The sequence below is a fragment of the Cellulomonas fimi genome (assembly GCF_028583725.1).
GTDB lineage: Bacteria > Actinomycetota > Actinomycetes > Actinomycetales > Cellulomonadaceae > Cellulomonas > Cellulomonas fimi_B.
The window spans coordinates 2,522,615-2,543,495 of sequence record NZ_CP110680.1 but is presented as its reverse complement, the minus strand read 5'-3'; the positions used below and the strand labels follow the sequence as shown (position 1 = coordinate 2,543,495).

The following is a 20,881-nucleotide window of genomic DNA, read 5'->3' as shown; positions in this document are numbered from 1 at the left end:
TCACCTTGACACCCGGATCGTGAGGCCACACTATCGGCGCACAACTGGAAGCGCGTCCAGTCTGTTGATGGGGCGGCCTGCGAGGGTGCGGGCCGAGCCGGGGACAGGGGCCGGGCCGGTCAGGGCAGGCTCGCTGCCGACCACCTATGGAAGCGCTTCCAGATGCACTGACCCGCCCATCGCGCTCGGAGCGCCCTCACCAACGGAGACACCGTGGTCCCCTCACCTGTCCAGCGCCGCCCTCGCCCCAGCCGGTGGCTGGCCGGCGCGGTGTCGGCAGCGCTGCTCGTCGTCGCGGCCGTCGCGTCGACGGCGACAGCCGCCCCCCTGACGGACGAGCACGACTTCGCCGCCGGCGACGCCGACGGGTGGTTCTCGTACGCGAACGCGGGCTCCGTCTCGTCCTCCGTCACGAGCGGTGAGCTCTGCGCCGTCGTCGACGGCGGCGTGAACCCGTGGGACATCGCTCTGCAGCACGACGGCGTGGCCTTCGACCGCGACGCCACCTACGTGGTCGCGTTCGACGCGCACGCGACCGCCCCGGTGACCGTCCCCGTCCAGGGCGGGCTCGGCTACCCCGCGGCCTTCGGCCACCAGGTGGTGCTCGACGGCTCGGCGACGCCGCAGCACGTGGAGGTCACCTTCACCGCGGCGGACTGGCCGACGCGCCCGGGCACGCCCGACTCGCCGGTCGCCGACGACTGGACCACCGGGACCGGGCAGGTCTCCTTCCAGCTCGGTGGGCAGTCGGAGCCCTACACGTTCTGCGTCGACAACTTCTCCCTGACGTCCGGCGGGGGTATCGACCACGCGTTCACGGGCGGCAACCTCGGTGAGTTCTCGCTGTACGACGCGACGGGTGGCGGCACCGCCCGTGCCGGGGCCGACGGTCTCAGCGCGTGCATCGACCTGCGCGGGGGCTACGCCAACCCGTACGAGGCGGGCCTCGAGCTCAAGTACGTCGACGTCGTCGAGGGCCGCAACTACGTCCTCGAGTTCACCGCCTACGCGAGCGACCCGGCACCGGTCAACGTGATCGTCGGTCAGTTCGGCGAGCCGTGGCACCGGGTGCTCGACGACGACGCCGCGCTCACGACCGACCCGCAGACGTTCACCTACGCCTTCACGGCCGACGCCACGTTCAGCGCCGACCCGGCCACGGCCTTCGGGCGGATCCAGCTCGAGCTCGGACGCCGCACGTCGCCGTACACCTTCTGCATCACCGAGCTGTCGTTCGCCGAGACGAGCGAGCCCCCGGCGCCGTACGAGCCCGAGACCGGGCCGCGCGTGCGCGTCAACCAGGTCGGCTACCTGACCGAGGGACCGAAGCGCGCGACCCTCGTGACCGAGGAGACCGACCCGGTCGACTGGGAGCTCGTGTCCGGCGGCACGGTCGTGGCATCCGGCAGCACGGAACCGCAGGGCGTCGACCCGACGGCAGGCGTCAACGTGCAGGTCATCGACTTCGGCGACGTGACGGCACCGGGCACCTACACCCTGCGGGCGGACGGTGAGACGAGCCACGCGTTCGTCATCGGCGACGACCTCTACGAGCAGCTGCGCTACGACGCGCTCGACTACTTCTACCCGGTCCGCAGCGGCATCGCGATCGACGGGTCGATCATCGGGGACGCGCGGTACACGCGGGCCGCGGGTCACGTCGGTCAGCCGGGCGACGCGGGCGCGAACCAGGGTGACGTCGCGGTCCCGTGCATCACGCCGGCCGAGGCGCAGAACCTCTACGGCGACTGGACGTGCGACTACACGCTCGACGTCACCGGCGGCTGGTACGACGCCGGGGACCACGGCAAGTACGTCGTCAACGGCGGCATCGCGGTCGCGCAGGTGATGAGCACCTACGAGCGCGCGCTCTCCGCGCCCACGGGCGACGTCGACGCGCTCGGGGACGGGACGCTCGACATCCCGCTCGACGAGCAGACGAACGGCGTGCCCGACGCGCTCGACGAGGCGCGCTGGGAGCTCGAGTGGATGCTGCGCATGCAGGTCCCGGCCGGCCGGCCGCTCGCCGGCATGGTCCACCACAAGGTCCACGACGTCGACTGGACCGGTCTGCCTCTCCTGCCGTCGGACGACCCGCAGCAGCGCCGGCTGCACCGCCCGTCGACCGCGGCGACCCTCAACCTCGCAGCCGTCGCGGCGCAGGGCGCCCGCCTCTGGGAGCCGTACGACGCCGACTTCGCGGCCGAGCTCCTCGCCGCCGCACGCACCGCGTACGCGGCTGCGGTCGCGACGCCGGACCTGTACGCCCCGGCGCCGAACGCCGACCCGAGCCCGGGCGGCGGACCGTACGACGACGACGACGTCAGCGACGAGTTCTACTGGGCGGCGGCGGAGCTCTTCCTCACGACCGGCGAGCCGGAGTTCCGGGACGCGGTGCTCGCGAACGAGCACCACACCGCGGACATCTTCACGTCGGGCGGCATGTACTGGGGCGAGACCGCGGCCCTCGGGCGCATGGACCTCGCCGTGGTGGAGTCGGACATCCCCGGACGCACCGCGATCCGCCAGTCCGTCGTCGACGGCGCGGAGACGTACCTCGCGCGGCAGGCGGCGCAGCCCTTCGGGACCGCGTACGTCGGCGACGACGACGGCGTCTACGAGTGGGGGTCGAACTCGGCCGTCCTCAACAACCAGGTGGTCCTCGGCACCGCGTTCGACCTCACGGGCGACCAGCGGTTCGCGGACGCGGTCCTCGAGTCGATGGACTACCTGCTGGGCCGCAACGCGCTGAACAACTCGTACATCACGGGCTACGGCGACGTGTTCTCCGACGACCAGCACAGCCGCTGGTTCGCCCACTCGCTCACCGACGCGCTGCCCAACCCGCCCGTCGGGTCGGTGTCCGGTGGCCCCAACTCCGACGTCGGCACCTGGGACCCGGTCATCAGCGGGCTCTACGGTCCCGACCACATGTGCGCCCCGCAGCTCTGCTACGTCGACGACATCCAGTCGTGGTCGACCAACGAGATCACCGTGAACTGGAACTCGGCGCTGTCGTGGGTGGCGTCGTTCGTCGCGGACCAGCGCGGCGGTGACGCGTCGGCCGCGGGCACGGTCGCGTGGGTCCGTGACGACCCGTCCGACGTCACGGCCGCCGACGGGGCACCGGTGCGCCTCAGTGTCGCCGCGACGGGGTCGCCCGCGCCGACGGTGCAGTGGCAGCGCCTCGTGGACGGGACGTGGACCGACGTGCCGGGTGCGACCGACGCGGTCCTCGCGTTCACCGCGCGCACCGCGGACTCCGGGGCCCAGTTCCGGGCGTACGCCGCGAACACGTTCGGCGGGGCGTACTCGGCGCCAGCCACGCTCACGGTGACGCGGGACGCGCCGACGGCCGGTGCGGGCGGAGGGGCAGGCGGCGGGACCACCGCGACGTCCGCCGGTGCGCGCTTCCTCGCGACGACCGGCGCGGACCCCTGGGCGCTCGTCGGTCTCGGGCTCGTGCTCGTCGCCTTCGGCGTCGGGGCCGTGACGGTGACCCGGCGGGCACAAGCGCGCGGCTGACGCCAGGGTCTGCGGCAGGACGCCGTACCCGTGACCGCCTCGTGGTCACGGGTACGGCGTCCGCCGTCCGGTCAGCCTCGGGCGAGGTCGTTGACGGCCAGCAGGGGAGCCGACAGCCGCACGGGTCCGGTCATCCACGGCTCGTGCGCGGGCAGGAGCGCCACCTGCCACGCGCCGGCCGGGATCAGGGGAGACGGCGAGGGGAGGCCGAGCGGCTCGGCGGCGACGAAGCCACGGCGGCCGTAGTACCGGGGGTCGCCCTCCAGGACGACCAGCGGCCAGCCTGCCGCCGACGCGGCGTCGAGCGCGGCCGCGACGAGCGCGGTGCCGATCCCGCGCCCCTGCGCGACGGGGTCGACCGCGAGCGGCGACAACGTGAGGGCGGGCACCGGGCCGCGCGCCGAGGCGACGGTGACACGGGTCAGGAGGACGTGGCCGACGACGGCGTCGTCGACGGCGACGAGCGAGAGGCCGTCGACCCAGGCGGGGTCGCGGCGCAGGGCGTCGAGCATCGTGAGGACGTGGTCGGCGTGGTCGCCGAACGCGCGGGCGACGACCTCCCGCACGGCGTCGACGTCGGCGGGGGTCTCGGGGCGGATCAGCACGCGCGCGAGGCTAGCGAGCGGCCCGCCGCGTCGCAGGTCGATATCGACGCTCCCGATCGCGCACGTCCGGCGTCGCGCGAGCGACGTCAGAGGTCGTCGGTCGCGAACGTGTCGCAGGCGGCGAGGGTGCCCTGCTCGTAGCCGGTCGTGAACCAGCGCTGGCGCTGCTCGGACGAGCCGTGGGTCCAGGTGTCGGGGTTCACGCCGCCGCTGGACTGCTGCTGGATGTGGTCGTCGCCGACGGCCTCCGCGGCGGACAGCGCCTGCTGGAGCTGCTCGGTGGTGATGGGCTCCAGGAACGTCACGCCCGTGTCGGGGTCGACCTGCGTGGCGGCATTGCCGACCCACATGCCGGCGTAGCAGTCGGCCTGGAGCTCGACGCGCACCGAGTCGGACTCGGCGCCGGTGCCCTGCCGCTGCGCCTGGTCCATGACGCCGGTGAGGTTCTGCACGTGGTGGCCGTACTCGTGCGCCGTGACGTACATCTCGGCGAGCGGGCCGTCCTGCGCGCCGAACTGGCTCTGCAGGACGTCGTAGAAGCCGAGGTCCAGGTAGATCGTCTGGTCCGGCGGGCAGTAGAACGGCCCGGTCGACGCGGACGCGGCGCCGCACCCCGTGGTCGTCTGGCCCTCGAACGCCTCGGCGGCGGGCACCGCGAACTGCGCCCCCTGCGCGGGGAGCTCGGCGCCCCAGTACGCGTCGAGGGCCTGCAGCGTCGCCGAGAGGCGGCAGTCGCGCTGCTCGTTGGCCTGCTCGGCGGTGCAGTCGCCCACGACGCCCTGCTCGGCCTGCTGGCCGCCGCCGCCGGCGACGCCCTGCAGCACGTTGGCGAGGTCGCCGTTGCCGGACTGGTTGAGGAAGATCGCGAGCACCGCGACGACGAGCGCGCCGATCCCGCCGCCCACGGCGACCTTGCCGCCGCGGCTCGTGCGGACGCGGCCGCCCTCGAACTGACCACCCTCACCGAACGTCACGGAGGGGACCGTAACCCCGCGCCCGGGTGTCCGCCCGTCGGGACGGCGGATCCACCCGTTCGTGCACGTGACGCGTGGGCGGCGTCCGTCAGTCGTCGGCGAGGCCGCGGGCGGCCAGCGCGTCGCCCGTCGCACGGGCGTGGGCGACCATGCGGACGGCCGCGGGCAGGACGAGCGCGCGTGGGTCGCGGTCGAGGCCGCGGGCACGCGCGGCGGCGCGCACCTCGAGCGACGAGTGCGCGAGCACCGGGATCGTCCGGAGGAACAGCCCGACGGCCAGCGCCACGGTCTCGGGGTGCAGGCCGACGTGCCGGAGCGGTCGGGCCACGCGGGCGAGCACGTCGAGCAGCGCGTCGGACCGGGTGGTCGCGGTGACGACGGTCCCGAGGACGACGAGGGCGAGCAGCTCGGCCGCGACCTCCACGCCCACCTCCCACCCGCGCGTCCACGTCTGGTACCCGCCGACGACGAGCGCGAGGACGACGACCGGGAGCAGTCCGCGCGTCGTGCGGTGCAGCGGCACGCGCGCCACGAGCAGGACGCCGATCGCGACCCCGAGGGCGGCGAGGGCCGCCGACGGGCCGTCGAGCAGCAGAACCGCGATCCCGGCGACCAGGAGCGTGGCGAGCTTGGCCCCCGCCGGCAGCCGGTGCACGACCGTCGTGCCGGGGTGGTACAGGCCGAGCGGACCGGCCCACGGCGGACGCATCGGGCCGCGGTCGCGACGCGTCACGGGACGCCCGCCTGGCCCATGAGCGCCTCGTAGTGCGCGACCGCGTCGTGCGGGTCGCCGTCGTGCACGACGAGCCCGTCGTCGACCACGAGCACGCGGTCCGCGCGGCGGGCGGCGTCGAGGTCGTGCGTGACGACGACGACCTGCTGGTCGAGGTCCGCGAGCAGGTCGTCGACGACGCGCCGCCAGCGCAGGTCCAGCAGCGTCGTCGGCTCGTCGCACACGAGCACCGCGGGCTCGACCGCCAGCACGGCCGCGATCGCGAGGAGCTGGCGCTGACCACCCGACAACGCGTGCACGGACACGTCGGCGCGCCCGTCGAGCCCGAACCGGCGCAGCGCCGCCCGTGCGGCCGCGGTCCGCTCGGCCTTGTCGGGGAAGCGCCGGCGCAGCGAGAGCGCGACGTCCTCCAGCGGCGTCGGCAGCACGATCTGCGCGCTCGGGTCCGTGAACACGAACCCGACGCGCTGCCGGACCGCGGCGCCGTCCGACGCGGTGTCGAGGCCGTCGACGCGCACGGTCCCGCTCGACGGCAGGACGAGCCCGTTGAGGAGCCGCGCGAGCGTCGACTTGCCCGACCCGTTGGCCCCGACGACCGCGATCCGCCGCTCGGCGAGCCGCAGCGTCACCGGCCCGAGCAGCCGCACGACCCGGTCGGCGCCGCCGTCCGGGTCGGGGCTCCAGGCGGTGACGACGACGTCGTCGAGCTCGATCACGTGACCCCCCGTCAGCGGCGCGTGCGCAGCAGGTCGGGGAACGCGCGGAACACGGCGAGCGCGACGGCGGCCGCGAGCAGGTTCTTCACGACGTCGCCGGGCCAGAACACGATGTCGGTCGTGATCGCCGTGGCGAGGTCGAGGTCGAGGCGGACCATGAGGCCCGCGATGCCGGCCGGGTGGATCGTCAGGAAGCTCGCCGCGAGACCGGCGCCGACGAGAGCGCCGTAGCGCGGCGCGTGCCGGAGCGCAGCCCGGAGCCACTCGGCGGCGCGTCGAAGCCCACCCGGCTCACGCGCTGCGGCGAACGACCCGAGCCGCTCCAGCCGCGCGGGGCCGACCCGGACCGCGTAGCCGCCGAGGAAGCCGGCGACAGCCGCCGCGAAGGGGAACGCGACGAGGTACCCGACCGTGGGGCCGGCGAGGACCGCCACACCACCGGTGCCGCCCGAGAAGACCGGCACGCCGGCGAGCCCGACCGCCACGTACAGCGCGACGGCGAGGAAGCCGCGTCGCCAGCCGAGGACGAGGCCGGCCAGCGCGACCGCGAAGGTCTGCAGGGTGATCGGCACGCCGGACGGCGTCGGGATCGGGGGCAGGATCGCGCAGACGGCGACGAACGCCGCGAACGTCGAGACGAGCGCGACATCGGTCGCGACGCTCGAGCGGACGACGGGTGCGGGATGGACGGCCGCCGCGGCGGCGGAGTCGGTCGACAGGTGCTTCTCGGGCGCGTCGGTCATGGGTCCCCCAGGGGCCTCGTGGCGGCGTGGCGTCGGAAATCAGCGCGGATCGTCACGCTAGCGGCTAGGTAGAATCGTGGTCCTTCGCGTCCGTGGCCAACGCCGGGACGCTTTTCTCGGAGGAAACCACCACGTGATCACCGCTCAGGCCGTCGAGCTGCGCGTCGGCGCCCGTGTGCTGCTCGAACCGACGACGTTCCGGATCGCCTCGGGCGACCGCATCGGTCTCGTCGGACGCAACGGCGCCGGCAAGACGACCCTCACCCGCACGCTGTCGGGGGAGACCCAGCCGACGGGCGGCACGATCTCCCGCTCGGGCGACATCGGCTACCTCCCGCAGGACCCGAGCCACGGCGACCTCGCGCAGCTCGCGATGGACCGCGTGCTGTCGGCGCGCGGTCTCGACGAGATCGTCAGCGCGATGCGCGTCACCGAGGGTGCGATGGCCGCCGCGGACGACGACGTGCGCGAGACGGCGATGGCCCGGTACGCGCGCCTCGAGGCCCGGTTCACCGCCGCGGGTGGCTATGCCGCCGAGAGCGAGGCGCACCGCATCACGTCGAACCTGGGTCTCGACGACCGCGTGCTCGCGCAGCCGATGGGCACGCTGTCCGGCGGTCAGCGGCGACGCGTCGAGCTCGCGCGGATCCTGTTCTCGGGCGTCGACACGCTGCTGCTCGACGAGCCGACGAACCACCTCGACGCCGACTCGATCACGTGGCTGCGCGACTACCTCAAGCAGTACTCGGGCGGCTTCGTCGTGATCTCGCACGACGTCGAGCTGCTGCGCGCGACGGTCAACAAGGTGTTCCACCTGGACGCCACCCGGTCGCAGCTCGACCAGTACAACCTCGGCTGGGACGCGTACCTGCAGCAGCGCGAGACGGACGAGAAGCGCCGCCGTCGCGAGCGCGCGAACGCCGAGAAGAAGGCGTCGGTGCTGCTCGCGCAGGCGGACAAGATGCGTGCGAAGGCCACGAAGGCCGTCGCCGCGCAGAACATGGCGCGCCGTGCCGAGCGGATGCTGTCGGGGCTCGAGGAGGTGCGCGCCCAGGACAAGGTCGCGCGCCTGCGGTTCCCCGACCCGGCGCCGTGCGGCCGCACGCCCATCACGGCCGAGGGGCTGTCGAAGTCGTACGGGTCGCTCGAGGTGTTCACCGACGTGGACCTCGCGATCGACCGCGGCTCGAAGGTCGTGGTGCTCGGGCTCAACGGTGCGGGCAAGACGACGCTGCTGCGGATCCTCGGCGGCATCGAGGAGTCCGACACGGGCGAGGTGAAGCCCGGCCACGGGCTCAAGCTCGGGTACTACGCGCAGGAGCACGAGACGCTCGACCTCGACCGCACGGTCGTCGAGAACCTCCGGACCGCGGCGCCCGACCTCACCGATACGCAGGTGCGCTCGGTGCTCGGCTCGTTCCTGTTCTCGGGCGACGACGCCGACAAGCCCGCGCGCGTGCTGTCGGGCGGCGAGAAGACGCGACTCGCGCTCGCGACGCTCGTCGTCTCCTCGGCCAACGTGCTGCTGCTCGACGAGCCGACGAACAACCTCGACCCGGCGTCGCGCGAGGAGATCCTCGCGGCGCTGCGTACCTACAAGGGTGCGGTCGTGCTGGTCTCGCACGACGAGGGTGCCGTCGCGGCGCTCGACCCCGAGCGCGTGCTGCTGCTGCCCGACGGCGCCGAGGACCTGTGGGGTCCCGACTACCTGGACCTCATCGCGCTGGCCTGACGGGCCCGTCCTGCTCGTCGCGCGCCGCGAGCTGCGCGTCGATCAGGGCGTCCTCCTCGTCCTCGGCGCGCCCGCCGCGCCGGCGCGGGGCGGACGGTGCGCCGCGGCGGTTCGCGGGCGGGGTGCCGGGCGTCGGCCGACCCGGGTGCGACCCGGTCGACGGCGACGTCGCGGGCCGCTCGTCCTCGTCCGCGCGCGGTGTGCCGGTCTCCGCGGCCTCGGTCAGCAGCGCCGCCTCGCGCCGGGCGACGAACACCGACCCGCCGAGGATCAGCAGCGCGAACGCCCACCACTGGAACGCGTACGACAGGTGCGAGCCGGGGTCGGTGCTGGGCGGGGGCAGCGTCCCGGGCACGTCGGCGGGCGCGGGGTCCTCGGCCAGGCGCTGCGCGTAGGCGGCGTACGGCACCACGTCGAGCCCGCCCGCCGCGAGGACCTGCGACGACGCGACGGCCTGGACCTGCCCCGGCGGCGCCGTCCGGGTCGTCTCGCGCTCGTCGAGCCGCAGGCGCGCGGTGAGCGTCACGGTCCCGGTCGGGGGAGCGGGTACGTCGACCGCGGCGCTCGCGTCCTCGCCCGTCGGCACCCAGCCGCGGTCGACGACGAGCACGTCGCCCGCTCCCGTGGGGGCCTCTGCGGTGCCCGCGGAGGCGTCCGTCACGACGAACGGCACGAGCACGTGGTACGCGGGGTGCCCGTCGACCGGGCGGTTGCGCAGCAGGACCGTCGCGTCGGCGTCGTAGCGCCCGACCACCTCGACCGTGCGCCACTCGTCGGCCTTGCCGAGCACCTCGTCCGTGGACGTGAGCACGTCGTCGAGGGGCACCGGGTCGGCCGCGTAGTTCGTCTCGACGACCGCGATCGCCGCGTCGCGCCAGACGTGCCGGTTCCACTGCCAGCGGCCCAGGAACACGCACGCCGTCGCGAGCACGACCCCGACGCAGACGATCCCGACGGCCCGGCGAGCGGCCGCACTCACGACGGCGCCACCCGGTCCAGGTCGCCGGCGGGGACGACGTCACGCAGGAAGCCGCGCACGTCGAGGTACTGCGACAGGTGCTCCCGGTGCTCGTCGCACGCGAGCCACACCTTGCGACGCTCGGGGGTGTGCAGCTTCGGGTTGTTCCACAGCACGCCCCACGCGGCCTCCGTGCGGCAGCCGCGGGCGGAGCAGACGAGCTCGTCGACGGCGTCCGGCACGCCTCCCAGGAGGTTCACGAGCCGCCCCCGACCTGGTGGTGCGGACCCGAGCCGGGCCCGATCTCGCGGTACTGCATGAACGACGCGTCGTCGGTGTCGCGACGCTCGCGGCCCGCGTTGGCGAACAGGACCGCGACGTACGGCAGCACCACGGCGGCGATCAGCAGGAGGATCGGCACGACGACGGGCAGGTGGCCCCACGCGAAGAAGGCGGCCGCGAAGCACACCATGCGGACGCCCATCTGGGCGAGGTAGCGGCGCTGCCGGCGGGCCATGTCGTCCGCGAGCGACTCGGGCGCGGACGTGATGCGCTGGACGTCGTCGCCCGGCGCCTCGTGCGCTCTGGGAGTCCTGCGGCTGCTCACCACCTGATCGTAGTCCGGTCGGCGGGCACCGACCGTCGGGGGCGGCCGTTGTCCGGTTCCCACAACATGCCGGGGTGTTCCTGTGCCGGGCCGGGACCCCGACGTGCCGGGGACGTCGGATAGCGTCGGGTTCCGTGCCTGAGACTTCCGACAACGCCACGCCCGCTCACCGCCCGCGCAGCGTCCTCGTGACCGGCGCGAACCGCGGCATCGGCCGGTCCATCGCGGAGCGCTTCGTCGCCGCCGGTGACCAGGTCGCGACGATCTACCGCTCGGGCGACCTGCCCGACGGCGTCCTGGGCGCCGTGGCCGACGTGCGCGACACCGCCGCCGTCGACGCGGCGTTCACGGAGATCGAGGCCGCGCACGGTCCCGTCGAGGTCGTCGTCGCGAACGCCGGCGTCACGCGCGACCAGCTGCTCCTGCGCATGACCGACGAGGAGTTCACCGACGTCCTCGACGTCAACCTCACGGGTGCCTTCCGGGTCGTGCGGCGCGCGTCGAAGGGCATGATCCGGCTGCGCCGGGGGCGCATCGTGCTCATCTCGTCCGTCGTCGGCCTGTACGGCGGCCCCGGCCAGGTGAACTACTCCGCGTCGAAGTCCGCGCTCGTCGGCATGGCGCGGTCCATCACGCGCGAGCTGGGCGGCCGCGGGATCACCGCCAACGTCGTCGCGCCCGGCTTCATCGACACCGACATGACGCGCGCGCTGCCCGAGGACCGCCAGAAGGCCTACCTCGCGTCGATCCCCGCCGGCCGGTTCGCGCAGCCCGAGGAGGTCGCCGCGGCCGTCGAGTTCGTCGCCTCGGACGCCGCCGGCTACATCTCCGGGGCCGTGATCCCCGTCGACGGCGGCCTCGGCATGGGTCACTGACCCTCCCTCGACCTTCCCCCACGCACCGCAACAGGACGGAACTCCCATGGGTCTGCTCGACGGCAAGAAGCTCCTCGTCACCGGCGTCCTCACCGACGGCTCGATCGCGTTCCACGTCGCGCGCCTCGCGCAGGAGCAGGGCGCGCAGGTCGTGCTCACCTCCTTCGGCCGGCAGTTCCGGCTCACCCAGGCGATCGCCCGGCGCCTGCCCGTCGAGGCGCAGGTCCTGCAGCTCGACGCGACGTCGCAGGAGGACCTCGACGCGCTCGCGGACCGCGTGCGCGAGGCGGGCTTCGACAGCCTCGACGGCGTCGTGCACTCGATCGGCTTCGCGCCGCAGTCCGTCATGGGCGGCAACTTCCTCGCGGGCGAGTGGGACGACGTCGCGACCGCGCTGCACGTCAGCGCGTACTCGCTGAAGTCGCTCGCGGTCGCCGCGCAGCCGCTGCTGGCCCGCGGCTCGGCCGTCGTCGGCCTCACGTTCGACGCGCGCTACGCGTGGCCCGTCTACGACTGGATGGGTGTCGCCAAGGCGGCGTTCGAGTCGACCGCCCGCTACCTCGCGCGCGACCTCGGCCCGCACGGCGTGCGGGTCAACCTCGTGTCCGCGGGCCCGATCCGCACGACCGCCGCGAAGTCGATCCCCGGCTTCGAGGCGATGGAGGGCGGCTGGCCCGACCGTGCGCCGCTCGGCTGGGACGTGTCCGACCCCGAGCCCACGGCGCGCGCCGTCGCCGCGCTGCTGTCCGACTGGTTCCCGGCGACGACCGGCGAGATCGTGCACGTCGACGGCGGCGTGCACGCGATGGGCCTGTGATGGGACGCTGAGCCGGTGACGTCCGACTCCGCCCACCGACTGCTCCTGCTCCGGCACGCCAAGGCCGAGCACCCCGAGGGCCTTCCCGACCACCAGCGGCCGTTGTCGCTGGTCGGTCGCAAGCAGTCCGGCCAGGTCGGCGCGCAGCTCGCTGCGGCGGGTCTGGTCCCGGACCTCGTGCTGTGCTCCACGAGCCTGCGCACCCGGCAGACGTGGGACCTCGTGCGCGGCACGCTCGGCGCCGACCCGGCCCTCGAGCTGCGTGACGAGGTCTACGACGCGGGCCTCTCGTCGCTGCTCGACGTGGTGCGTGCCGTGCGCGACGACGTGGCGACCGTGCTCGTCGTCGGGCACGAGCCCACGATGAGCCGGGCCGCCGCCGCGCTCGCCGGGCCGGACTCGGACGTCGCGGCGCTGTCGCGCGTCCAGGTCGGCGTGCCGACGGCGAGCTGGTCGGTGCTCGGGTTCACCGGCCCGTGGTCGGGGCTCGCGCCGGCGAGCGCGACGCTCGAGCGCCTCGGCCTGCCGGGCTGACGCACCCGCGCCGGCCGGGGCGGCGCCGCGTCAGGCGTAGAGGCTACGCAGGGCTGCGCCGCGCGTGACGTCCGTCGACAGCGCCGTGCTCTGCGTGACGAGGTCGACGCCGCCGATCAGCCGTCGGCGACCCAGCGAGCGGACCGACGGCTCGGTCACGGCGGCGAGCAGCAGGTCGGCGACGCTCTCGGCCTCGACCACCGCGAACGGGCGGGTGTGGAACGGCACCGTCCGCTCGGGCACCGGTGGCGTGACGTCGAGCGCGTTGTGCGCGCGCAGGAGTGCGACGAGCACCTCCCCGAGCGCCCGCTGGCGCGTCCGCCAGTCCGCGGCCGCGAGGGTCGCGTCGAGCGGCCCGGCGAGGTCGGCCGCCGCCGGCAGCCGTCGGAACGCCGTGCCGAGCCACTTGTCGTAGGGCGCGTACCGGCGTGCCTGGAGGAACGCCAGGAGCACCGCGGTGCGGCACACACGCGCCGTGACGAGCCGTGAGCCGAGGTCGTCGCCGGCCATGCCCGCCCGCGGCGCGAGGTGCGCGTCCTCGCCGATCGCCGACCACGCCGACGCCTGCTGGTAGAGCCACACGTCCTGCGGGTAGGCGGCCAGCTCGGCGCGCACGCGCTCCAGGCCGAGGTCGTCGTGCAGCACGACGCCCGCGGTGAGGGACAGCAGGCGCTGCTGCGGGACGACGAGCCAGTCGGCGGTCGACAGGGGTGGGCGGACGTCGCCGAGCACGCGCGTGAGGAGCGTGTCGAGGGTCAGCACGTCGACCCGGTGCTCGACCGGGGTGCCGGGTCCGCCGCTGCCCGGTCCGCGGGTGCCGTCGGAGGCCGGTGCCGCGGCCCGTGTGGTCCAGCCGCCGACCTCCTCGGGCAGCCGGTGCCGGAGCTCCTCGTGCAGCGCGGCGGCGTGCGTCGCGTGGTCCTCGGGGGTGAGCAGCACCTGCAGCCGCGGACCCCAGTCGTGGTCCGTCGACGTCACGTCGTCGAAGCCCAGCACGTCCGACCCCGGCCCGACCAGCGCCGCGGTGTACGGCAGGCCGCGCGCCGCGAGCACGGGCGCGACGTGACCGTGGAGCAGGCGCGCGAGCTCCGCGCCGGGGACGAACGCGGTCGTCACGCGCCGACGACGAACGGCGGCAGGCCGAGCACCGCGTCGAGCCGGTCCGTGACGACGGCGTCGGCCGACGCGGCCACGAGCGGCTTGGCGTTGAACGCGATGCCGAACCCCGCCGCCGCGAGCATGTCGAGGTCGTTCGCACCGTCCCCGATCGCGACCGTGCGCTCCATCGGCACCCCGACCCGCGCCGCGTACGCCCGCAGCGTCTGCGCCTTGACCGCGCGGTCGACCACGGGCCCGGCGACGCGGCCCGTGAGCCGGCCGTCGGCGACCTCCAGCCGGTTGGCGTGCACGAGCCGGATGCCGAGACGGGCGGCCAGCGGCTCCACGATCTCGAGGAACCCGCCCGACACCAGACCGACGGGCCAGCCGCGCGCGTCCATCTCCGCGACGAGCTCGACCGCGCCGGGGGAGAGCTCGACCTGGCCGAGCACGTCGTCGCACACCGACGCGGGCAGCCCTGCGAGCGTCGCGACGCGCTCGTGGAGCGACTCGGCGAAGTCGATCTCGCCGCGCATCGCCCGCTCGGTGATCTCGGTGACGAGCGCCTCGGAGCCCGCGTGCGCCGCGAGCATCTCGACGACCTCGCTCGTGATGAACGTCGAGTCGACGTCCATGACGACGAGACGGCGCGTGTCGTCGTCGGACCCGGCCGACGGGGCGGTCGCGGCGGGCACGGCGGTGCGGGGCGCGGGGGTGCTCACGCGACGCAGGCTAGTGCGACCGCCCACTGCGGCGCCGGGCGTGCCCGCCTGGTGTGCGCCGCGCGCGTCAGTCGCTGACGACCGCGCCCTTCGGGACGACCGTGATGCCCGACTCGGTGATCGTGAAGCCGCGCGCGAGGTCGTGATCGCGGTCGAGGCCGATGCGCGCGCGCTCCGGCACGACGACGTTCTTGTCGATGATCGCGCGGTGCACCTGCGCGTAGCGGTGCACGTGCACGTCGTCCATGAGCACGGAGTCGGTGACCTGCGCCCACGAGTGCAGGCGCACCCCGGGGGAGATGACCGAGCCGGACACGGTCGCGCCGGAGACGAGGACGCCGGGGGAGACGATCGAGTCGGCCGCGTGGCCGAGACGACCGGCGCCGGCGTGCACGAACTTGGCCGGCGGCAGGCCCGTGTAGCCGGTGTAGAGCGGCCACTCGTCGTTGTAGAGGTTGAACACCGGCTCGATCGAGATGAGGTCGGTGTTCGCCTCGTAGAACGCCTCGATCGTCCCGACGTCCCGCCAGTAGTCGCGGTCGCGCGGCGTCGAGCCGGGCACGTCGTTGCGGATGAAGTCGTAGACCGCGGCCGTGCCGCGCTCGACGAAGGCCGGGACGATGTCGCCGCCCATGTCGTGCCGCGACGTCGGGTTCTCGGCGTCCTCGGTGACGGCCCGCACGAGCGCGTCGGTGTTCGCGACGTAGTTGCCCATCGACGCGAGGATCTCGTTCGGCGAGTCCACGAGACCGACCGGGTCGCTCGGCTTCTCGCGGAACGCCGCGATCTTGGTCGGGTCGTTCGGGTGCGTCTCGATGACGCCGAACTGGTCGGCCTCGGCGATCGGCTGGCGGATCGCCGCGACGGTGAGCTCGGCGCCGGACTCCCGGTGCGCCTCGACCATCTGCGAGAAGTCCATCCGGTACACGTGGTCCGCGCCGACCACGACGACGATGTCGGGACGCTCGTCCTCGATGATGTTGAGGCACTGGTAGATGGCGTCCGCGGACCCCAGGTACCAGTGCTTGCCGACGCGCTGCTGCGCGGGCACCGCGGCCACGTAGTTGCCCAGGAGCGGCGACATGCGCCACGTCTTCGACACGTGCCGGTCGAGGCTGTGCGACTTGTACTGGGTGAGCACGATGACGTGCAGGTACCGGGAGTTGATGACGTTCGACAGGGCGAAGTCGACGAGCCGGTAGATGCCACCGAACGGGACGGCGGGCTTCGCGCGGTGCGCCGTCAGCGGCATGAGTCGTTTGCCCTCTCCACCTGCGAGGACGATTGCGAGGACGCGCGGCGCTGCCATGCGACGACCCTAGGCCCACGGGGAGGTCTCCGGCGAGGCGAGCGGCCCGCCACGCGCTAGCGTGTCGCGAAGAGAGCCGGTCGCCGACCGGACCCGACAGTGGAGGTCCCGGTGCGTGTCGACCTGCTGACCCGCGAGTACCCGCCGCACGTCTACGGCGGTGCCGGGGTCCACGTCGCGGGGCTGACCCGCGTGCTGCGCCAGAAGGTCGACGTCCGGGTCCACGCCTTCGACGGGCCGCGCGACGAGCCGGGGGTCCAGGGGTACACCGTCCCCGGCGGTCTGGAGCAGGCGAACGCCGCCCTGCAGACGCTCGGCGTCGACCTCGAGATGGTCGACGCGGTCGGCCGGGTCGGTGACGACGGCGTCGCGAGCTCGATCGTGCACTCGCACACCTGGTACGCGAACCTCGCCGGCCACCTCGCGTCGCTCCTGCACGGCCTGCCGCACGTGGTCACCGCGCACAGCCTGGAGCCGTTGCGGCCGTGGAAGGCCGAGCAGCTCGGCGGCGGCTACGCGATCTCGTCGTGGGCCGAGCGGACCGCGTACGAGGCGGCCGCGGCGGTCATCGCGGTGTCGGGCGGCATGCGCGCGGACATCCTGCGCGCGTACCCGGCCGTCGACCCGTCGCGCGTCCACGTCGTGCACAACGGCATCGACCTCGACGGCTGGCGACGCCCGACGGGCGACGAGGACGTCGCGCAGGCCGAGGCGACCGTGCGCGCCCTCGGCATCGACCCGACGCGTCCGGCCGTCGTGTTCGTCGGTCGCATCACGCGCCAGAAGGGCCTGCCGTACTTCCTCCGGGCCGCGGAGCGCCTGCCCGCCGACGTGCAGCTCGTGCTGTGCGCGGGTGCGCCCGACACGCCGCAGATCGCCGCCGAGGTCGAGGGGCTCGTCGCGCAGCTGCGCGAGAAGCGGTCCGGCGTCGTGTGGATCGACCGGATGCTGCCGCGGGCGGACGTCGTCGCGATCCTCGCGCACGGCACGGTGTTCGTCTGCCCGTCCGTCTACGAGCCGCTCGGCATCGTCAACCTCGAGGCCATGGCCGTCGGGCTGCCCGTGGTCGGCACGGCCACGGGCGGCATCCCGGAGGTCATCGTCGACGGCGTGACCGGCACGCTCGTGCCGATCGACCAGGTGCAGGACGGCACCGGCACGCCCGTCGACCCCGACCGGTTCGTGGGCGACCTCGCCGACGCCCTGAACGCGCTCGTCGCGGACCCCGACCGCGCCGCCGCGTGGGGGCGCGCGGCACGCCGGCGCGTCGAGGACCACTTCTCCTGGGAGGCGATCGGCGAGCGCACGCTCACCGTCTACCGCGACGTCCTCGGCTGAGGCGCGTCAGGGCCCGATCGACGTCGCGGCGGCGGCCAGCGCGCGGCGGGCGACGCGGTCGACCTCGCGCAGGGCCGTCGAGCGCTGGTCGGCCTGCCAGAGGTTGACGGCGCCGCCGTCGTCCTGCGTCGCGAGCGCGACGATCCCGCGCAGGCGGGCCGCCGACGCGAGCACGCGCACGCGCCGGCCGTCGATGCCGGGCGGGAGCCGCCACGCCGGCAGCTCGAGGTCGCGCAGGCCCGCGATCTGCTCGGCCGCGTCCGGCCGCCAGCGCGCGACGTCGAGGCGCACGAGGGCCTCGGTCGCGTCGATCAGCCCCTGTCGCAGCGCACGCTCCGCGTCGGCGAGCGACCCCGCGGAGCCGAGCACCGCCGTGCGCCAGTCCGCGACGCCGTGCACGTCCCACGTGACGAGGTGGCCGGGCTCCAGGTCGGACCCGAACCGCTGCACGCCGGGCACGGCAGCGACGCACGCGAGGTCGCTGCGGACGAGGAGCGCCTCGCCGGCGGTGGTCGCGGCCGCGCTCACCGCGGGCGGGGCGCCGGAGGCGTCACCGGGAGCGGGCACGAGCGCCGCGACGTCCCGCGGGCCCGGGCCGCACACGTCGAGCAGCAGCGACAGCGGCCCGTCGACCTGCTCGGCGTCGTCGACGGTCGCGCGCACCGTGTGCGGTTCGTCGTCGACCTGCACGGCGCGGGCCATCGCGGCGCGGTCCACCCCGTCCTGCGCGAGCCACAGCGCGAGGACCACGGAGCGGGGCAGGTCGAGCGTCGTCACCGCTCCACCGTAGAGCCCGGTCCCGTCCGTCCCGCGCACGTGACCGAGGCCACGCCGGGCGACCCGCCGGAGCGTGCGGAGGACGTTCGTCCCGTTGGTTAGGGTCGTCACCATGACCGACGTGCTCGACCTGCAGGCCGTGACGATCCGCCGGGGGACGACGACGATCCTCGACGAGGTGTCCTGGACGGTCCGCGAGGGCGAGCGCTGGGTGGTGCTCGGCCGCAACGGCGCCGGGAAGACGACGATGCTGCAGGTCGCGTCGGGTCGCATGCACCCCTCGGAGGGCACCGCCGACGTCCTCGGCTCGCGGCTGGGCCGGGTCGACGTGTTCGAGCTGCGGCCCCGCGTCGGGCTGTCGAGCGCGGCGCTCGCGGACCGGATCCCGTCGGGCGAGACCGTGCGCGACGTCGTGCTGACCGCCGCGTACGGCGTGACGGGCCGCTGGCGCGAGTCGTACGAGGAGCTCGACGAGCAGCGCGCCGCGGACCTGCTGCGCGCGTTCGGCGTCGAGCGGCTCGCGGACCGGTTCTTCGGCACGCTGAGCGAGGGCGAGCGCAAGCGCGTCCAGATCGCGCGCTCGCTCATGACCGACCCCGAGCTGCTGCTGCTCGACGAGCCCGCGGCCGGCCTGGACCTCGGCGGTCGCGAGGAGCTCGTGGCGGCGCTGTCGGAGCTCGCGGCGGACCCGCGCTCGCCCGTCCTGGTGCTGGTGACGCACCACGTCGAGGAGATCCCGCCGGGGTTCACGCACCTGCTGCTGCTGCGCGACGGCCGCGTGCACGCCGCCGGCCCGCTCGACGAGGTGCTCACCGCGGAGAACCTGTCCGGCGCGTTCGGCCTCGAGCTCGCCGTGGACCACGTCGGGGGACGCTGGGCGGCGCGCGCGGCACGCTGACCTCGCCGCTCGTCCGGGTGACGCCCGACCCGACCGTCCCACGCGCGGGCAAAGCGATCGTCTAGGATCGGTGTACAGCGCGGTCATCGGACGACCGCGCCGGGACCGGGAGGTTCGGCCATGCCGGACTGGCTGTGGTGGCTCAGCGCGGCGCTCGCGCTCGGCATCCTCGAGATGCTCACGCTCGACCTCGTCTTCATCATGCTCGCGGGCGGCGCCCTCGCCGGTGCGCTCTCGGCGAGTCTCGGCGCGTCGGTCCCGGTGCAGTTCGTGGTCGCGTGCGCGACGTCCGCCCTGCTGCTGCTCGCGCTCCGGCCCTGGCTGCTGCGCCACCTGCGCGGCCGCAAGCCGCTCGTCGAGACCAACGCGGCGGCCCTCGTCGGTCGTGAGGCCGTCGTCATGTCGACCGTCACGGTCGAGGGCGGCCGCGTGAAGCTCGCCGGCGAGGTGTGGAGCGCCCGCGCCGACGCGGGCACCGCGATCGCACCCGGCACGCCCGTCCGCGTCGCGCGCATCGACGGCGCGACCGCCGTCGTCGCCCCGGCCGGCTCCGGCCAGCCCCCCGTCCCCGGCGCGGCACCCGCGCACTGACCACCGCCCGACCGCCCGGCGGTGCCGGGCACCACCCGAGGAGGTCCTCTTGGACGACACGACGAACGTGGGCACGATCGCCCTCTACCTGGTGCTCGGCCTCGTCCTGCTGTTCGTCGTCGTCGCGCTGGTGCGCTCGGTGCGGATCGTGCCGCAGACCGTCGCGATCATCGTCGAGCGCCTCGGCCGGTACTCGCGGACGCTCGACGCCGGCCTGCACCTGCTGATCCCGTTCGTCGACCGCGTGCGTGCGGGCGTCGACCTGCGCGAGCAGGTCGTGTCGTTCCCGCCGCAGCCCGTGATCACGTCGGACAACCTCGTGGTGAGCATCGACACGGTCATCTACTTCCAGGTCACCGACCCGAAGTCGGCGGTCTACGAGATCGCGAACTACATCACCGGCATCGAGCAGCTCACCGTCACGACGCTCCGCAACGTCATCGGGTCGATGGACCTCGAGCAGACGCTCACCAGCCGTGACCAGATCAACGGCCAGCTGCGCGGCGTGCTCGACGAGGCGACCGGCCGCTGGGGGATCCGCGTCAACCGCGTCGAGCTCAAGGCCATCGACCCGCCCGCCTCGGTGCAGGGCTCGATGGAGCAGCAGATGCGCGCCGAGCGTGACCGTCGTGCCGCGATCCTCACCGCCGAGGGCGTCAAGCAGTCGCAGATCCTCACGGCCGAGGGCGAGAAGCAGGCCGCGATCCTGCGGGCCGAGGGTGCCGCGCAGGCCGCGATCCTCACCGCCGAGGGCGAGGCGCGCGCGATCCTCCAGGTGTTCGACGCGGTGCACCGCGGCGACGCCGACCCGAAGCTCCTGGCGTACCAGTACCTGCAGATCCTGCCGAAGATCGCGCAGAGCCCGTCGAGCAAGATGTGGTTCCTGCCGTCGGAGCTGACCGGTGCCCTCGGCCAGCTGGCGCGCGGGTTCAGCGGTGTCGGCGACACCGGCGGCCCGTCGCGGCCCGCGGGTGAGTCGCCGCTCGGCGAGGACCTGCCGCCCGTCGCGCTGACCGACCCGGCCGAGGCCCTGGCCGAGGCGCGGCGCGAGTCCGCGGCCGCGACGGCGGACGCCACGAGCGCGGGCACGCTCAGCGGGCGCCCGTTCGACCCGTCGGTCGAGCTCGGCCAGCGGCCGGGCGGCGGCGCGGTCCCGCCGCCGCTGCAGAAGCCCGCGACGCCGCCGACCCCCGAGGAGCCGACGGCCTGACGCACGGCCGCCGCCCGTACCCCGGCGCGGGACGGCCGGCACCGGACCCACCGAAGAGCCCCGTGGCCTCCGCCGCGGGGCTCTTCGCCTGCGGCGAAACCGCGCACGACACGACCCCT

21 protein-coding genes are annotated in these 20,881 nt (G+C 74.3%); 9 read left to right on the top strand and 12 right to left on the bottom strand.

All coding sequences use genetic code 11. The features are described 5' to 3' along the window. Positions 1-213 precede the first annotated feature (213 nt). A complete protein-coding gene (locus OOT42_RS11520; protein ID WP_273651354.1) occupies positions 214-3,525 on the top strand; it encodes a glycoside hydrolase family 9 protein in 3,312 nt (1,103 codons plus the stop codon). 71 nt (positions 3,526-3,596) lie between these two features. Here the strand turns inward: OOT42_RS11520 and OOT42_RS11515 are convergent, their stop codons facing one another. The 5 genes from OOT42_RS11515 to OOT42_RS11495 form a co-directional block, all read right to left on the bottom strand. Continuing rightward, positions 3,597-4,130: a GNAT family N-acetyltransferase gene (locus tag OOT42_RS11515; RefSeq protein ID WP_273651353.1), complete on the bottom strand. Its 534-nt coding sequence runs from the start codon at positions 4,128-4,130 to the stop codon at positions 3,597-3,599. A gap of 86 nt (positions 4,131-4,216) precedes the next feature. Continuing rightward, positions 4,217-5,104: a KPN_02809 family neutral zinc metallopeptidase gene (gene ypfJ / locus OOT42_RS11510; protein WP_273651352.1), complete on the bottom strand. Its 888-nt coding sequence runs from the start codon at positions 5,102-5,104 to the stop codon at positions 4,217-4,219. Positions 5,105-5,192: 88 nt separating this feature from the next. After that, positions 5,193-5,837 carry an energy-coupling factor transporter transmembrane component T family protein gene (locus tag OOT42_RS11505; RefSeq protein WP_273651351.1) on the bottom strand — a complete coding sequence of 215 codons (645 nt, stop codon included), beginning with the start codon at positions 5,835-5,837 and terminating at the stop codon, positions 5,193-5,195. Then, the gene (locus tag OOT42_RS11500; protein WP_273651350.1) at positions 5,834-6,553 is read right to left on the bottom strand and encodes an energy-coupling factor ABC transporter ATP-binding protein; all 720 of its coding nucleotides are present in this window, start codon (positions 6,551-6,553) and stop codon (positions 5,834-5,836) included. The genes OOT42_RS11505 and OOT42_RS11500 overlap by 4 nt, the downstream gene beginning before the upstream one ends. An 11-nt stretch (positions 6,554-6,564) precedes the next feature. Next, positions 6,565-7,296, bottom strand: coding sequence for a biotin transporter BioY (locus OOT42_RS11495; protein WP_273651349.1), 732 nt, complete (start codon positions 7,294-7,296; stop codon positions 6,565-6,567). Positions 7,297-7,429: 133 nt separating this feature from the next. On the opposite strand from OOT42_RS11495, the gene OOT42_RS11490 reads away from it, so the two are divergent. Further along, positions 7,430-9,028 carry an ABC-F family ATP-binding cassette domain-containing protein gene (locus tag OOT42_RS11490; RefSeq protein WP_273651348.1) on the top strand — a complete coding sequence of 533 codons (1,599 nt, stop codon included), beginning with the start codon at positions 7,430-7,432 and terminating at the stop codon, positions 9,026-9,028. Here the strand turns inward: OOT42_RS11490 and OOT42_RS11485 are convergent. The 3 genes from OOT42_RS11485 to OOT42_RS11475 are packed head-to-tail and all read right to left on the bottom strand — an operon-like array spanning position 9,012 to position 10,593. Then, complete coding sequence (locus OOT42_RS11485) at positions 9,012-10,007, bottom strand: SURF1 family protein (RefSeq protein ID WP_273651347.1); 996 nt, start codon at positions 10,005-10,007, stop codon at positions 9,012-9,014. The genes OOT42_RS11490 and OOT42_RS11485 overlap by 17 nt on opposite strands. Then, positions 10,004-10,246, bottom strand: a complete 243-nt coding sequence (locus OOT42_RS11480) for a hypothetical protein (protein ID WP_273651346.1) — start codon at positions 10,244-10,246, stop codon at positions 10,004-10,006. The genes OOT42_RS11485 and OOT42_RS11480 overlap by 4 nt, the downstream gene beginning before the upstream one ends. Next, positions 10,243-10,593 (bottom strand): DUF3099 domain-containing protein, encoded by a 351-nt coding sequence (locus OOT42_RS11475; protein WP_273651345.1) that lies wholly within the window; start codon positions 10,591-10,593, stop codon positions 10,243-10,245. Before OOT42_RS11475 ends, OOT42_RS11480 begins: the two co-directional genes overlap by 4 nt. Before the next feature lie 134 nt (positions 10,594-10,727). Here OOT42_RS11475 and OOT42_RS11470 point away from each other — a divergent pair, with 134 nt between their 5' ends. The 3 genes from OOT42_RS11470 to OOT42_RS11460 are packed head-to-tail and all read left to right on the top strand — an operon-like array spanning position 10,728 to position 12,819. After that, entirely contained in the window at positions 10,728-11,468 is a 741-nt protein-coding gene (locus OOT42_RS11470; protein WP_273651344.1) for a beta-ketoacyl-ACP reductase, read from the top strand. Between the two features lie 46 nt (positions 11,469-11,514). Further along, entirely contained in the window at positions 11,515-12,285 is a 771-nt protein-coding gene (gene fabI, locus OOT42_RS11465; RefSeq protein WP_273651343.1) for an enoyl-ACP reductase FabI, read from the top strand. Between the two features lie 15 nt (positions 12,286-12,300). After that, positions 12,301-12,819 (top strand): SixA phosphatase family protein, encoded by a 519-nt coding sequence (locus OOT42_RS11460; protein ID WP_273651342.1) that lies wholly within the window; start codon positions 12,301-12,303, stop codon positions 12,817-12,819. Positions 12,820-12,849: 30 nt separating this feature from the next. Here the strand turns inward: OOT42_RS11460 and OOT42_RS11455 are convergent, their stop codons facing one another. From OOT42_RS11455 to glgC, 3 genes are all read right to left on the bottom strand, one after another. Further along, positions 12,850-13,935 (bottom strand): DUF4037 domain-containing protein, encoded by a 1,086-nt coding sequence (locus OOT42_RS11455; protein ID WP_273651341.1) that lies wholly within the window; start codon positions 13,933-13,935, stop codon positions 12,850-12,852. Next, on the bottom strand, positions 13,932-14,639 hold the full coding sequence (gene serB / locus OOT42_RS11450) for a phosphoserine phosphatase SerB (RefSeq protein ID WP_423775888.1): 708 nt from the start codon (positions 14,637-14,639) through the stop codon (positions 13,932-13,934). Before serB ends, OOT42_RS11455 begins: the two co-directional genes overlap by 4 nt. A gap of 67 nt (positions 14,640-14,706) precedes the next feature. Next, positions 14,707-15,948 (bottom strand): glucose-1-phosphate adenylyltransferase, encoded by a 1,242-nt coding sequence (gene glgC / locus OOT42_RS11445; protein WP_273651340.1) that lies wholly within the window; start codon positions 15,946-15,948, stop codon positions 14,707-14,709. A 111-nt stretch (positions 15,949-16,059) separates the two neighbouring features. Here glgC and glgA point away from each other — a divergent pair, with 111 nt between their 5' ends. Then, complete coding sequence (gene glgA / locus OOT42_RS11440; protein ID WP_273651339.1) at positions 16,060-17,286, top strand: glycogen synthase; 1,227 nt, start codon at positions 16,060-16,062, stop codon at positions 17,284-17,286. Positions 17,287-17,292: 6 nt separating this feature from the next. On the opposite strand, the gene OOT42_RS11435 is transcribed toward glgA, so the two are convergent. Next, positions 17,293-18,063 (bottom strand): hypothetical protein, encoded by a 771-nt coding sequence (locus tag OOT42_RS11435; protein WP_273651338.1) that lies wholly within the window; start codon positions 18,061-18,063, stop codon positions 17,293-17,295. Between the two features lie 112 nt (positions 18,064-18,175). On the opposite strand from OOT42_RS11435, the gene OOT42_RS11430 reads away from it, so the two are divergent. From OOT42_RS11430 to OOT42_RS11420, 3 genes are all read left to right on the top strand, one after another. Further along, the gene (locus OOT42_RS11430; protein ID WP_273651337.1) at positions 18,176-18,961 is read left to right on the top strand and encodes an ABC transporter ATP-binding protein; all 786 of its coding nucleotides are present in this window, start codon (positions 18,176-18,178) and stop codon (positions 18,959-18,961) included. Positions 18,962-19,081: 120 nt separating this feature from the next. Next, the gene (locus tag OOT42_RS11425) at positions 19,082-19,552 is read left to right on the top strand and encodes an NfeD family protein (protein ID WP_273651336.1); all 471 of its coding nucleotides are present in this window, start codon (positions 19,082-19,084) and stop codon (positions 19,550-19,552) included. A gap of 49 nt (positions 19,553-19,601) precedes the next feature. Continuing rightward, entirely contained in the window at positions 19,602-20,762 is a 1,161-nt protein-coding gene (locus tag OOT42_RS11420; RefSeq protein WP_273651335.1) for an SPFH domain-containing protein, read from the top strand. The last annotated feature ends 119 nt before the right edge of the window (positions 20,763-20,881 follow it).

What these genes read in the sequence shown, in the direction of transcription:
- glgC (WP_273651340.1), bottom strand. Translation starts at nt 15,948, where the DNA reads ATGGCAGCGCCGCGCGTCCTCGCAATCGTCCTCGCAGGTGGAGAGGGC.
- OOT42_RS11495 (WP_273651349.1), bottom strand. Translation starts at nt 7,296, where the DNA reads ATGACCGACGCGCCCGAGAAGCACCTGTCGACCGACTCCGCCGCCGCG.
- fabI (WP_273651343.1), top strand. Translation starts at nt 11,515, where the DNA reads ATGGGTCTGCTCGACGGCAAGAAGCTCCTCGTCACCGGCGTCCTCACC.
- OOT42_RS11430 (WP_273651337.1), top strand. Translation starts at nt 18,176, where the DNA reads ATGACCGACGTGCTCGACCTGCAGGCCGTGACGATCCGCCGGGGGACG.
- OOT42_RS11425 (WP_273651336.1), top strand. Translation starts at nt 19,082, where the DNA reads ATGCCGGACTGGCTGTGGTGGCTCAGCGCGGCGCTCGCGCTCGGCATC.